This window comes from Streptomyces sp. NPDC017095 (assembly GCF_044332325.1).
Lineage (GTDB): Bacteria > Actinomycetota > Actinomycetes > Streptomycetales > Streptomycetaceae > Streptomyces.
In genome coordinates this window covers 202189-215545 of record NZ_JBIROU010000016.1, presented here as the reverse complement: position 1 = coordinate 215545, position 13357 = coordinate 202189, and the positions used below count along the sequence as shown (strand labels likewise).

At 73.0% G+C, this 13357-nt stretch carries 10 protein-coding genes and 2 tRNA genes; 8 read left to right on the top strand and 4 right to left on the bottom strand.

Annotated elements, in window-relative coordinates; all coding sequences use genetic code 11:
* Nucleotides 1-129 precede the first annotated feature (129 nt).
* A complete protein-coding gene (locus tag ACH4OA_RS28515; protein WP_397940257.1) occupies nucleotides 130-651 on the bottom strand; it encodes an NUDIX hydrolase in 522 nt (173 codons plus the stop codon).
* Nucleotides 648-2141, bottom strand: coding sequence for a zinc-dependent metalloprotease (locus ACH4OA_RS28510; protein WP_397948554.1), 1494 nt, complete (start codon nucleotides 2139-2141; stop codon nucleotides 648-650). The genes ACH4OA_RS28515 and ACH4OA_RS28510 overlap by 4 nt, the downstream gene beginning before the upstream one ends.
* Before the next feature lie 192 nt (nucleotides 2142-2333).
* Between ACH4OA_RS28510 and ACH4OA_RS28505 the strand changes: the two genes are divergently transcribed.
* From ACH4OA_RS28505 to ACH4OA_RS28490, 4 genes are all read left to right on the top strand, one after another.
* Nucleotides 2334-3461: an SDR family oxidoreductase gene (locus ACH4OA_RS28505; RefSeq protein ID WP_397971868.1), complete on the top strand. Its 1128-nt coding sequence runs from the start codon at nucleotides 2334-2336 to the stop codon at nucleotides 3459-3461.
* Nucleotides 3462-3568: 107 nt separating this feature from the next.
* Nucleotides 3569-4030, top strand: coding sequence for a molybdenum cofactor biosynthesis protein MoaE (locus tag ACH4OA_RS28500; protein WP_365875317.1), 462 nt, complete (start codon nucleotides 3569-3571; stop codon nucleotides 4028-4030).
* A 142-nt stretch (nucleotides 4031-4172) separates the two neighbouring features.
* The gene (locus ACH4OA_RS28495) at nucleotides 4173-4346 is read left to right on the top strand and encodes a hypothetical protein (RefSeq protein ID WP_365875319.1); all 174 of its coding nucleotides are present in this window, start codon (nucleotides 4173-4175) and stop codon (nucleotides 4344-4346) included.
* Between the two features lie 50 nt (nucleotides 4347-4396).
* Entirely contained in the window at nucleotides 4397-5494 is a 1098-nt protein-coding gene (locus ACH4OA_RS28490) for a PDZ domain-containing protein (protein WP_397971866.1), read from the top strand.
* Between the two features lie 138 nt (nucleotides 5495-5632).
* On the opposite strand, the gene ACH4OA_RS28485 is transcribed toward ACH4OA_RS28490, so the two are convergent.
* Nucleotides 5633-6175 carry a PPA1309 family protein gene (locus ACH4OA_RS28485; protein WP_365875323.1) on the bottom strand — a complete coding sequence of 181 codons (543 nt, stop codon included), beginning with the start codon at nucleotides 6173-6175 and terminating at the stop codon, nucleotides 5633-5635.
* Between the two features lie 164 nt (nucleotides 6176-6339).
* Here ACH4OA_RS28485 and ACH4OA_RS28480 point away from each other — a divergent pair, with 164 nt between their 5' ends.
* The 4 genes from ACH4OA_RS28480 to ACH4OA_RS28465 all read left to right on the top strand — a co-directional run bounded on the left by ACH4OA_RS28480 (nucleotide 6340) and on the right by ACH4OA_RS28465 (nucleotide 12767).
* Complete coding sequence (locus tag ACH4OA_RS28480; RefSeq protein WP_397971887.1) at nucleotides 6340-9231, top strand: UPF0182 family protein; 2892 nt, start codon at nucleotides 6340-6342, stop codon at nucleotides 9229-9231.
* Nucleotides 9232-9272: 41 nt separating this feature from the next.
* Nucleotides 9273-9346 (top strand) — tRNA-Met (locus tag ACH4OA_RS28475).
* A gap of 213 nt (nucleotides 9347-9559) precedes the next feature.
* Nucleotides 9560-11371, top strand: coding sequence for a sel1 repeat family protein (locus ACH4OA_RS28470; protein ID WP_397971864.1), 1812 nt, complete (start codon nucleotides 9560-9562; stop codon nucleotides 11369-11371).
* 1322 nt (nucleotides 11372-12693) lie between these two features.
* Nucleotides 12694-12767, top strand: a tRNA-Met gene (locus ACH4OA_RS28465).
* A 141-nt stretch (nucleotides 12768-12908) separates the two neighbouring features.
* Here ACH4OA_RS28465 and ACH4OA_RS28460 read toward each other — a convergent pair.
* Nucleotides 12909-13325 (bottom strand): Fur family transcriptional regulator, encoded by a 417-nt coding sequence (locus tag ACH4OA_RS28460; RefSeq protein ID WP_365875327.1) that lies wholly within the window; start codon nucleotides 13323-13325, stop codon nucleotides 12909-12911.
* Nucleotides 13326-13357: the final 32 nt, after the last annotated feature.

The window sequence follows — 13357 nt, the reverse complement described above, 5'->3', positions numbered from 1 at the left end:
TTGCCATGGCTCCGCCATGGCGCCCTCCTCCGCCTTGCGATGCACGGCACCAGACCCCGCTCCCTGATCCGGCCTGATCCAAACGAAAGACCCTACCCGTCCGGGCCGGCGTCGCGCCGCACGCGCCGTTCACAGCCTGGCGCGCGTGGCCTCCACCAGCCGTACGACGGACTCGTCGGCCACGCCGGCCACCTCCTCGTAGGCGAACCAGCGCAGGTCGAGGGATTCGTCGCTGATCTCGTGCACCGCGCCGGGCGGGGCCAGGACCGCGTACTGCACGTCGAAGTGCCAGGTGCAGGGCGCCGGGATCGGATGCCGGTCCAGCCGCACCGGGCCGCCGGGCAGCGGTGCCAGCCCGGCGACACCGGACTCCTCCGTCGCCTCGCGCAGGGCCGCCGCCTGGAGCGTGGGATCACCCGGCTCGCAGTGGCCGCCCATCTGGAGCCACATCCGCAGCTTCCGGTGCAGGGTGAGCAGCACCCGGCCGCCCGCGGGGTCGACGACCAGGGCACTGGCCGTGAGATGGCCCGCGCCGCACGCCTTCCACAGGCCGTCCGGATGCGCCGCGAGGTGGTCCAGGTACTCCTGGCGCAGCCCGCTCTGGCCCTCGTACCCCTTCAGCACGAGGACCGCGTCGTCGTACAGGCTCACTCGGCGTCGTCGCCCTTGCCCTCGTCGCCCTTGCCCTCGTCGCCCTTGCCCTCGCCGGCCCCGGTGTCCTTCGCGTCGGCGGCCCCGGTGTCCTTCTTGTGCAGGTCCGGCTTGCCGGCGGCCTCGCCGAGCATCTTGTCCAGCTCCGAGAAGTCGAGCTGCTCGCGGTGCACGAAGCCGTCCGGGTCGTCCAGGTCGGTCGCGGTCGGCAGCATGTCCGGGTGGGCCCACAGGCCGTCCCGGCCGTCCACCCCGCGCGCGTCCGTGAGCGAGGCCCACAGCCGGGAGGCGTCGCGCAGCCGGCGCGGGCGCAGCTCCAGACCGATCAGCGTGGCGAACGTCTGCTCCGCCGGGCCACCGGTCGCGCGGCGGCGGCGCAGCGTCTCGCGCAGCGCGTCGGCGGAGCCCAGGCGCGGCTTCGCGGCGGCGTGCACCACCGCGTCCACCCAGCCCTCCACGAGCGCCAGGGCGGTCTCCAGCCGGGCCAGGGCCGCCTTCTGCTGGGGCGTGTCCTCGGGCTGGAACATGCCCTGCTGGAGCGCGTCCTGCAACTGCTCGGGGTTCTGCGGATCGAACTGGCCGACCACGTCCTCCAGCTTGGCCGTGTCGACCTTGATGCCGCGCGCGTAGCCGTCGACCGCGCCGAACAGGTGCGAGCGCAGCCACGGCACGTGCGCGAACAGCCGCTGGTGGGCGGCCTCGCGCAGGGCCAGGTAGAGCCGCACCTCCTCCTGCGGCACGCTCAGGTCCTTGCCGAACGCCGCCACGTTCGCCGGGAGCAGGGCGGCCTTGCCGGCCGGGCCCAGCGGCAGGCCGACGTCGGTCGAGCCGACGACCTCGCCCGCGAGCACGCCCACGGCCTGCCCGATCTGCGTGCCGAACATGGCGCCGCCCATCGAGCGCATCATGCCGATCAGCGGGCCCGCCATGGCCTGCATCTCCTCCGGCAGGACGTCGCCCATGGCCGCGCCGACCCGCTCGGCGACCGGGTCGACCAGCTCCTGCCAGGCGGGCAGGGTCGCCTCCACCCACTCCGCGCGCGACCAGGCCACCGCCGAGGCGGAACCCGACGGCAGCGACGTCGCGTCGTCCAGCCACAGGTCGGCGAGGCGGACGGCCTCCTCCACCGCCCGGCGCTCGGCCGGACCGACGCTGGCGTCCTTGGTGCCGTCCGCGGTGCCCTGGGCGACCGTCTGGCGGGCGATCTGCTTGGCCATGTCCCAGTTCACCGGGCCGCCCTCGTACGAGAGCATCTGGCCGAGCTGCTGGAAGGCGGCGCCCAGGTCCGTGGGGTTCAGGGAGCCGAACATCGCGGCGAGCGGGTTGTCGGCGCCGGGGCCGCCAAAGCCGCCGGCTCCGGGCAGGTCGCCGAAACCGAACGGATTGGCCGGTCCCTGCCCACCACCGCTCTGCTGGTCCTTCTTCTTGCCCTCGTCGCCGTCTTCCGGCTCCTCCGGCGGAAGGCCGAAACCGAATGGGGTGTCACTCACGGGAATCCTCGGCTGGTAAGGCCACCGGTCTCACTCCGGCGGCGCGGCTGCCCGACAACACCACCCAGCGTAGACACCCGGACCCGATAGGGCCTCGGTGCTTCGCCTGCGGAAGGCCTGCGGCAGGATGGACGCACCTGGTACGTACGCGTCATATGCGCGCGTACTGAAGACAACCGCTGGAGACGCCCGGTGAGTTCCCCAGATCCACAGGTTCGCGCAGCGCGAAACCCCGCAACCTCTCCCGCCGCGCGCAAAGCCGCCGTGCGCGGGCCCGTCGTCGCGGTGACCGGCGCCGCCGGCGGGGTCGGCGCCCTGCTCACCGAGCGGCTCGCCGCCTGCGAGGAGATCAGACAGGTCGTCGCCATCGACGAGCGGCGCGGCGAGTGCGCCGAGGCGCGGTGGCACATCCTGGACGTGCGCGACCCGGCGATCGCGGACAAGCTGCGCGGCGCCGACGTCGTCGTCCACCTCGCGCTCGACCTCGATCTGGAGAGCGATCCGGCGGCGCGCACGGCGTACAACGTCCGGGGGACCCAGACCGTGCTGACCGCCGCCGCGGCGGCCGGCGTGCACCGGGTGGTGCTGTGCACCTCCGCCATGGTCTACGGCGCGCTGCCGGACAACGAGCTGCCCCTGTCGGAGGACGCCGAGCTGCGCGCCACCGCCGAGGCGACCGGTGTCGGCGACCTGCTGGAGATCGAACGGCTGGCCCGGCGCGCTCCGCGCGCGCATCCCGGGCTGAACGTGACCGTGGTACGGCCCGCCGTCCTGGTCGGCGGCACCGACACCGCCCTGACCCGGTATTTCGAGTCCCCCCGGCTGCTGGTCGTCGCCGGGTCGCGGCCCGCCTGGCAGTTCTGCCACGTCGAGGACCTGTGCAGCGCCCTGGAGTACGCCGTGCTGGAGAAGGCGGACGGGGAGCTGGCCGTCGGCTGTGACGGGTGGCTGGAGCAGGAGGAGGTCGAGGAGCTGAGCGGGATCCGCCGGATGGAGCTGCCGTCGGCGGTCGCCCTGGGCGCGGCGGCCCGGCTGCACCGGATCGGGCTCACCCCGTCCCCGGCCGGCGACCTGGCGTACACGATGTACCCCTGGGTGGTCAGCGGCAGCCGGCTGCACGAGGCCGGGTGGCGGCCGAAGTGGACCAACGAGGAGGTCCTGGCCCAGCTGCTGGAGGAGGTGGCCGGGCGGCGCACGGTGGCCGGGCGGCGGCTGGGCCGCAAGGACGCCACGGCGGCCGGCGCGGCCGGCGCGACGGTGGCCCTGCTGGGCGCGGCGGCCGTCGTGCGGCGGGCCCGCAAGGCCCGGCGGCGGGTGTGAGGCGCTGGCGGGCCGCGACGCGGCTGTAGGAGCCTCCAAAGCGGCACGCGCGCGTGCCTGGCGAACGTCGTATTCCGCGCCCACGGCCCGTGCGGCACGATGGTCCCATGGCACTCACGAACGACCACCCGGGCGAGCGGGCGGCTGACGATCCCATCAAGCTGATCGGCATCCGGGAGACCCCGCTCTCGGTGGACGAGGTGTTCCGGGCGGTCGGGGACGACGCGGCCGGCGGTGTCGCGCTGTTCGTCGGGACGGTGCGCGACCACGACGGGGGCGCCGACGTGGCCGCCCTCGGCTACTCCTGCCACCCCAGCGCCGAGGCCGAGATGCGGCGGATCGCCGAGAAGGTCGTCGCCGGCCACCCGGTGCGGGCGCTGGCCGCCGTCCACCGGGTGGGCGATCTGCGGGTCGGGGACCTCGCGGTGGTCGTCGCCGTGGCCTGCCCGCACCGCGCGGAGGCCTTCGACGCCTGCCGCCGGCTGATCGACGACCTCAAGCACGAGGTGCCCATCTGGAAGCACCAGACGTTCTCGGACGGCACCGAGGAGTGGGTCGGAGCCTGCTGAGCCCGGCCGTCCGGCCGGGTGCGCGTCAGGCTCACCGGCCTCTCCGGTTGCGTAACCGGCACCCTCGCGTGAGCGTTGTCCGAGCGGATGGTTAATCTGCTGATCAGTCCGTTGCGGACGCTCATGGCTATGGGAGGTCGGCATGGGGGTGCTCGTCTGGCTGTTGATCCCGCTGGTGGCCGCGGTCGGCGGCGGTCTGTGGGGCAGCTGGGCCAACCGGACGCGCAAGGTCCGCGGTGACGGTCCCGAGCTGGACGGATACGCCCGGTTCCGCGCGGCCATGGAGAAGTCCGGGCCGGGTGCGCGCGGCGCGTGACAGGGGTGCCCTGACCGTGCGCTGACAGTGGCGTCACGTACTGTCGGGGCATGCCACGCCGCACCGCGACGATGCTCGCCTCGACCCTGATGCTGATCGCGCTCCTGTGCGCGGGAGTGCTCATCCCCGTGCCGTACGCGGAGATGTCCCCCGGCCCGACCGTGAACACGCTCGGCGAGCACGACGGCGAGCCGGTGCTCCAGGTGTCCGGGCACAAGACCTATCCGGCCGACGGCCATCTGAACATGACCACCGTCCGGGTCACCAGCGCGGACTACCGGATGAACCTGGTCGAGGCCGTCTACGGCTGGCTGGCGCACGACAGCAGGATCGTGCCGCACGACACGCTCTACCCGGACGGCAAGACGGAGCAGCAGTCCACCCAGGAGAACGCCGAGGAGTTCAGCCAGTCCCAGGAGAGCGCCAAGGTCGCCGCCCTGAAGGAGCTGGGCATCCCGGTGAAGTCCTGGGTGATCGTCTCCACGGTCGTCAAGGACTCCCCGGCCGAGGGCCGGCTGCACGCCGGTGACGTGATCAAGGCCGTGGACGGCACGGCGGTCAAGCAGCCGTCCGACGTCGCCCGGCTGGTGACCAAGCACAAGCCCGGCCAGGACGTCGTCTTCACGGTCGTCCCCGCCAAGGAGCAGGCCGCCGCGCAGAAGGCCCACAAGACGGCGACCCGCACCCGGGACATCGCGATCACGACCGCGGCCTCGGACGACGGCGGGCCCAAGCGGGCCATCGTCGGCATCTCCGCCGGCACCGACCACACGTACCCGTTCACCATCGACATCAAGCTGGCCGACGTCGGCGGCCCCAGCGCCGGCCTGATGTTCGCCCTCGGCATCTACGACAAGCTCACCCCGGGCAGCCTCACCGGCGGCAGATTCGTCGCCGGCACCGGCACCATCGACGACAACGGCACGGTCGGCCCCATCGGCGGCGTCGAGATGAAGACCGTCGGCGCCCGCAGCCGGGGCGCCCGGTACTTCCTGACCCCCGCCGACAACTGCCGGGCAGCCGCCAAGGACACCCCGGACGGGCTCACCCTGGTCCGGGTCAAGACCATGGACGACGCGCTGCACGCGCTCGAGGACATCCGCGCCGGCGACACCGCCGGCCTGCCGAAGTGCACCGCCAAGGGCTGAGCGGACCGGCGTACGGCCGGGGGCGCTCCCTGGACGGCAGGGGCGCCCCCATCGGTCGTACCGGCACGCCCCGGCGGCGTACCGCGGCGGACGGGCGGTCGCCGCGGCGGTCCGCCGGGCGCGGCGCGGCGGGCCGGATCAGTCCGCGAACGTCGCCGCCAGCGCGTCCGACAGGCCCGGCACCAGATCGGGACCGGTCAGGACCTCCGTCGGGGAGTCCTTCTCGCGCAGCCGCAGCGCCGACTCGCGGCCGCCGTCGCGCAGCACGGCCACCGTCATCCGGACCTCCTGGCGCTCGGGGTGCCGGGCCACCCACTCGGCCAGCCTGGTCTCGTCCAGGCCGGAGGGCACCTGGGCCTCGGCGGACGGCGGCAGCATCAGCCGCTCGACGGTGAGCGCGCAGCCGGTGACGGCGTCGGGCCAGGCGATGGTGGCGAGGAACTCGTCCAGCGGCTTGCCGGAGGGGACCTCGTCCTGCTCGATCGGGGTGAGACCGACGGTCTCGGACTCGTCCCCGAGGCCCAGCTGAGCCGCGAGCGAAGGTTCCTGAGCCCGCAGCCGTGCGGTGTCTACGAGGGCGAAAAGGCGAGCGGGCTGGTCCCAGCCGAGGCCGGAGACGTACTCGTCGATCTCGAGTACGGCCCGGGTGAGCGGGCTCGCTGCCATGGGAGTGTTGGACATGGTCACAATCCTGCCTCGTTCCCGGCCGGAATCGGGAACCGAGTAAACCGTGAGTAAGTTGCATAAGTGTGGGCCCACGAACACGGGGGGCCACGGAGGGCCCGCGAACCCGGGGGCCTGACGGATCGACAGCGAACTTCGAGGGGCGCACCTTGGCTTTCCAGATGCCGGACCGCGGCGGAGGCCCGACGGGGCCACGGATCAGGGCGGGCCGACCGTCCCGGAGGGTCCGGGCCCTGCTCGTCACCCTGGGCGTCCTCGCCGTCCTCGGCATGCTCTTCACCATGTTCGCGGGCTTCTGGACGGACTGGCTCTGGTACCGGTCGGTGCACTACTCGTCCGTGTTCACCACCACCCTGTCGACCAAGATCGGCCTCTTCTTCGTCTTCGGTCTGCTGATGGCGGCCGCGGTCGGCCTCAACATCTGGCTCGCGCACCGGCTGCGGCCCCCGCTCAGCGCCATGTCCATGGAGCAGCAGAGCCTGGACCGCTACCGCATGGGCATCGCGCCGTACAAGAAGTGGCTGCTGCTCGCGGTCACCTCGCTGGTCGGGCTGATCGCGGGCGCCTCGGCCGCGGGCCAGTGGCGGACCTGGCTGATGTGGGTGAACGGCGTGCCCTTCCACCAGAAGGACCCGCAGTTCCACCTCGACGTCTCCTTCTTCGCCTTCGACCTGCCCTGGTACCGGTTCCTGCTCGGCTTCGGCTTCGCCACCGCCGTCCTGTGCCTGATCGCCGCCGCGCTCACCCACTACCTGTACGGCGGCCTGCGCGTCACCAGCCCCGGCGCGCGCGCCACCGCCGCCGCGACCGGGCACCTGTCGGTGCTGCTCGGCATCTTCGTGGCGCTGAAGGCGGTCGCCTACTGGCTCGACCGCTACGGCCTCGCGGTCAAGTCCAGCGACTTCAAGGCGACCGACAACTGGACCGGCATGCGCTATGTCGACGCCACCGCCTATCTGCCGGCCAAGACCATCCTGTTCTGCATCGCCGTCATCTGCGCGCTGCTGTTCTTCGCCACGCTGTGGCGGCGCACCTGGCAGCTGCCCGTCATCGGGTTCGGCCTGATGGTGCTCTCGGCGATCCTCATCGGCGGCCTGTACCCGGCCATCGTGCAGAAGTTCCAGGTCCAGCCGAACGAGCAGGCCAAGGAGGCGCCGTACGTCCAGAAGAACCTGAAGGCCACGCGTGAGGCGTACGGCATCGACGACACCAAGGTCTCCGGGTACGAGGGCACGTCCACGACGTCCGAGAAGAGCACGCTGCGCGGTGACGCGGACGACGCGGCGAGCATCCGGATCCTGGACCCGAACATCGTCTCGCCGACCTTCCAGCAGCGCCAGGAGATGAAGGACTACTACGCCTTCCCGACCAACCTGGACGTCGACCGGTACCCCGGCCAGGACGGCAAGGAACAGGACACGGTCATCGGGCTGCGCGAGCTGAACCTGGCCGGCATCCCCAAGAACAACTGGATCAACGACCACTTCCGCTACACGCACGGCTTCGGCGTGGTCGCCGCCAAGGGCACCGAGGCGGAGGACGGCGAGCCGGTCTTCACCGAGTACGACCTGCCGTCCAAGGGCGACCTCGGCACGTACGAACAGCGCGTCTACTACGGCGAGAAGACCACCACCTACTCCATCGTCGGCGGTCCCCAGAAGGAGATCGACTACTCCGACAACGGCGGTGAGAAGCCGACCAGTTACCGGGGCGGCAGCGGGGTCAACCTCGACAACCCGGTCAACCGGGCCGCGTACGCGCTGACGTTCAACGAGCCGCAGATCCTCTACTCGGGCGCGATCGGCAAGGGTTCGCGGATCCTGTACAACCGCACACCCAAGGAGCGGGTCGAGGCGGTCGCCCCCTGGCTGACCATCGACGGCGACACCTACCCGGCGGTCGTGAACCACCGCATCCAGTGGATCGTCGACGCCTACACGACCACCAACAGCTATCCGTACTCCTCCCGTACGACCCTCGGCGACACGACCGCCGACTCGCTGACCGCGACGAACAACTCGCGTGCGGTGGTGGCCCAGCAGAACCAGGTCAACTACATCCGCAACTCGGTGAAGGCGACGGTCGACGCGTACACCGGCGAGGTCAGGCTCTACCAGTGGGACACCCGGGACCCGGTGCTGAAGACCTGGATGAAGGCGTTCCCGGACACGGTGCGGCCGAGGAGCGCGATCTCCCCGGACCTGATGAAGCATCTGCGCTACCCGCAGGACCTGTTCAAGGTGCAGCGCGAACTGCTCACCCGCTACCACGTGACGGACGCCGACACCTTCCTCACCGGCAGCGAGGTCTGGCAGGTGCCGAACGACCCGACCAACAAGTCCGGGGACGCGGTGCCGCCGTACTACCTGAGCATGCGGATGCCGGACCAGGCGAAGCAGGCGTTCTCGCTGTCGACGACGTTCACGCCGAGCGGCCGGGACAACCTCAGCGCCTTCATGACCGTCGACGCGGAGGCCGGCACCGACGACTACGGCAAGATCAGGATCCTGAAACTGCCGACCGGCACGACCGTCGACGGACCCAAACAGGTCCAGAGCAAGTTCAACTCCGAACAGGACATCGCCGCCGCGATCAAACTCCTCAAGGGCGGCGACTCCGACATCGAGTACGGCAACCTGCTGACCGTGCCGCTGGACGGCGGACTGCTCTACGTGGAACCCGTCTACGTACGCGGCGGCAGCCTCAAATACCCGCTGTTGCGCAAAGTGCTGGTCACCTATGAGGGTGATACCGCATTCGAGAACACCCTCGGCGAGGCGCTCGACAAGGTCTTCCGGGCCAGGAGTTCGGACACCTCGCCGCCGGACACCGGCAGCGGCAACCCCTCCGGCAAGACCGACCCGGCGGTCCAACGGGCCCTCCAGGACGCCCAGAAGGCCTTCGACGCGGGACGGCAGGCCCTGAAGGACGGCCCGGACTGGGACGCGTACGCCAAGGCGCAGAAGGATCTCCAGGAGGCGCTGCGGCAGGCCGAGAAGGCCCAGGCCAAGGCCGGTAAAAGCGCTGGTGGGAGCGGTGGCAAGGGGAGCTGACCGAACCGCCCCCGCGCCGTGGTACGGTTGACCTGCAACGGCGCGGGGTGGAGCAGCTCGGTAGCTCGCTGGGCTCATAACCCAGAGGTCGCAGGTTCAAATCCTGTCCCCGCTACTGAAGTCGAAGGCCCGGATCCAATACGGATCCGGGCCTTCGTGGTGTGCGTGGTGTGGAACTCGCGTGCCGGAAGGGGGGTCGGCCGCGCCGTCGTGGGTAGACGGGTGGTGTGTGCTTGACTTGTCTCTCTGTGGGCATGTCGACAAAACGCTGAAGTGACCTCACGGGCTGCGGTATACCGGGTGTACCCAGGTTGCAGGTGGTGCGACGATGGACGTTATGGGGGACAAGGCAACTCTGTTCGAGTCAGGGCGATTTGTGCAGCCTGCCGGTACGGAGCCGGCCCGCGACGAGCTGGCGGACCTGGGGGAGGCCGCCGAGGAGACGCGCCTCGCGCTCGCCGCGCAGAACGGCGACGCGGAAGCGGCGAGCGTCCTCGGAGCCATGCTGCTGCGCCGCGGCGACCTCGACGGAGCCGAACCCCAGCTGCGGACCGCCACCGCGGCCGGTGACCGCGCCGCCGCCAACAACCTGGGAGTCCTGCTGCACCAGCGCGGGTACGCCGAGGAGGCGGCCGGCTGGTGGCGGATCGCCGCCGTGGCCGGCTCCGCCGCCGCCGCGCACGCGCTCGGCCGCTACCACCGCGAGCGCGGGGACGAGCCGGCCGCCGAGTACTGGCTGCGCCAGTCCGCCGAGCAGGGCCATGTCCTCGGCGCCTACGCGCTCGCCGACCTGCTGGAGCACCGCGGGGACGCCGGCGCCCGACACTGGCTGCGGGCCGCCGCCGAACGCGGGCACCGCGAGGCCGCCTACCGGCTCGCGCGCGCACTCGACCGCGCCGCGGACCACGGGGACGAGGCCGGCGCCGACGCCGGTGTCACGGAGGCCGAGCAGTGGTACCGCCAGGCCGCCGCGCGCGGTCACCGGCGGGCCGCGCTGCAACTCGGGGCGATCCTGGAGCGGCGCGGGGAGCTGAAGGAGGCCGGGCGCTGGTACCTGACCTCCGCCAAGGACGGCGAACCGCGGGCCGCCTGCGCGCTCGGCTTCCTGCTGCGCGACGCCGGCGACACCGAGAGCGCGGCCGTGTGGTGGCTGCGCGCCGCCCAGGAGGGCGACGGCAACGCGGCCAACGCGCTGGGCGCGCTGCACGCCGAGCGCGGCGAGACCCAGACCGCCGAGCGCTGGTACCGGGCCGCGCTGACCGCGGGCGACGACAACGGCGCCTACAACCTCGCGCTGCTCTGCGCCGAACAGGGCCGCACCGCGCAGGCCGAGCAGTGGTACCGCCAGGCCGCCTACGCCGGGCACCGGGAGGCCGCCAACGCGCTGGCCATCCTGCTGCTCCAGGGCGGCGACGCGACCGGGGCCGAGCCGTGGTTCTCCAAGGCCGCCGAGGCCGGCAGCGTGGACGCCGCGTTCAACCTCGGCATCCTCTACGCCGGACGCGGCGAGGAGGTGATGGCGCTGCGCTGGTACGAGCGGGCGGCCGCCGCCGGGCACGCCGAGGCCGCGCTCCAGGTCGGGATCGCCCGGCTGCGCGAGGGCGACGAGCGGGAGGCCGAACGGCATCTGCGCTGCGCCGCGGGCGGCGGCAGCGCGGAAGGCGCATACCGGCTGGCCACCCTGCTCGACGCGCGCCGCCCGCCGGAGCCGGCGCACGAGCTGGGCGAGATCGTGCACGAGAAGACCGAGTGCGAGGAGTGGTACGAGCGGGCCGCGAGCCAGGGGCACCGGCGGGCGCAGGTCCGGGTGGGGATGCTCGCCGCCGCCCGCGGTGACGTGGTCGAGGCGGCGCGCTGGTACCGCAAGGCGGCCGAGGCCGGGTCGCGCAACGGCGCCTTCAACCTGGGGCTGCTGCTCGCCCGCGAGGGCAGCGAACCGGAGGCGGCGGTGTGGTGGACCCGCGCCGCGGACGCCGGGCACGGCCGGGCGGCACTGCGGCTGGCCCTGGTCTACGCGCGTCGCGGCGAGCTGGCGGAGGGACAGCGGTGGGCCGACCGGGCGGTGGCCCTGGGCCCGGCGGAGGTAGCCGAACGAGCAGGCCGCCTCCGGGACGCACTACGCCAGGAACTGTCGGCGTAACCCGACGGCCCGGCGGCCCCGCCGCGCTGCCGCGGCCAGCGCCCCGCGCGGCCGTCCCGTCGCCGCGGCCCGGCCGGTGCCCGGCTCCGGTCGGAGGTCGTCGGCTCGCCGTCCCGGCCGGGTGGGTATGACCTCGGCGCCTTGGGGGCTCGCTCGCCTTGCCCGGGTCGTCCTCGCCCCCGGTCCGCCCACTGCCCCGGCGCCCCGCTGCCGCGCCGGTGCGGCCGGCGGCTCACCCCCGGCTGTGCCGTCGCCTCGGTCCGGCCGGTGCCCGGTTCCGGTCGGAGGTCGCCGGCTCGCCACCCCGGTCGGGTGGGTGTGGCCTCCGCGTCTTGGTGAGCCCGCTTGCCGTATCGGGGTCGTCCCCGCCCCGGGGCGTCCACCGTCCCGGCGCCCGGCCGCGCGTGGGTGCGATCGGCGACTCGCCCCGGCCGTCCCGTCGCCTCGGCCCGGCCGGTGCTCGGTTCCGGGGCTCGCCGTCCGAGGCGGGCGGGTGTGGTGTCTGCGTCCTGGCGGGTCCGCTCGCCTTGTGTGGGCCGTCCCCGCCTTGGGTCGTTCCCGTCCCGGGCCGTCCACCGCCCCGGCGCCCCGTCGCCGCGCCGGTGCGGCCGGCGACTCGTCCCGACCGCCCTGCCGTCTCGACCCGGCCGGTGCCCGGCTCCGGGCCGGGGGCGCCCGCTCGCCGTCCCGGTCGGGCGGGCGTGGCGCCCGCGTCCCGCCGCGCCGGTGCGGCCGGCGACCCGCCCCGGCCGTCCCGTCACCTCGGCCCGGCCGGTGCCCGGCTCCGAGGGGGCGCCTGCTCGTCGTCCCAGTCGGGTGGGTGTGGCCCGGACATCCTGTCGGGTCGGCTTACCTTGTCCGGGCTGTTCCCGCTCCCGGTCCGCCCACCGCCCCACCGCCCCGGTGTCCCGCCGCGCCGGTGCGGCCGGCGACTCGCCCTGGCCGTCCCGTCGCCTCCGCCCGGCCGGGTGGGCGTGGCGCCCGCGCCTCGCCGGGTAGGTGTGACCCCCGCGTCCTGGCGGGTCCGCTCGCCTTGTCCGGGCCGTCCCCGTGCCGGGCCGGTCCCCGTCCCCGTGCCGGGCCGGTCCCCGTCCCCGTGCCGGGCCGGTCCCCGTCCCCGTGCCGGGCCGGTCCCCGTCCCGGCGCCCCGCTCGGAGGCGTTTACCGCCCCCCGGGCCCCGCTCGGGAGCGTCTACCGGCCCCCCGGGCCCCGCTCGGAGGCGTGCACCGCCTCCCCCGGCGCCCCCATAGTGACCCCCGCCACTTCGGCTTTCAGGGATTTGCTTCGCCGGGCTCCACTCGCGTAGAGTCATATTCATCGACGCGGGGTGGAGCAGCTCGGTAGCTCGCTGGGCTCATAACCCAGAGGTCGCAGGTTCAAATCCTGTCCCCGCTACTGAAGGCCGAGGGCCGGAGTCCAGAAATGGGTTCCGGCCCTCGGTGTTTTCCTGCGCACACGGCCGGCCCGCGCGCACGGCACCCCCGGGCGTACGCGAAGAGCCCCGGTGGACACCGGGGCTCCAGCGAGACGGGGAGGCTAGGCGCTCGCGCAGTCCGGGCACAGGCCCCGGTACGTCATCTCCACCTCGGACACCGTGAAGCCGAAGCGTTCGGTGTCGGGGAGGTCGGCGAGGGGATTGCCGGACGGGTGGACGTCGCGGATCGCGCCGCAGCGGGCGCACACCAGATGGTGGTGCGGCCGGTGCGCGTTCGGGTCGTACCGCTTGGCGCGCTTGTCCGTCGTGACTTCCAGCACCTCGCCGAGCGTGACCAGCTCACCCAGCGTGTTGTAGACGGTCGCCCGGGAGATCTCGGGCAGCCTCGCGACGGCCCGCGCGTGCACCTCGTCGGCGGTCAGATGAACGTGTTCGCCGTTCAGGACCTCGGCCACCACGCGCCGCTGCGCGGTCATCCGCCATCCGCGTCCACGCAGCCGTTCCAGAAGGTCGCTCATAGCTACCAGCCTAACAGCAAACCGGACCAGGT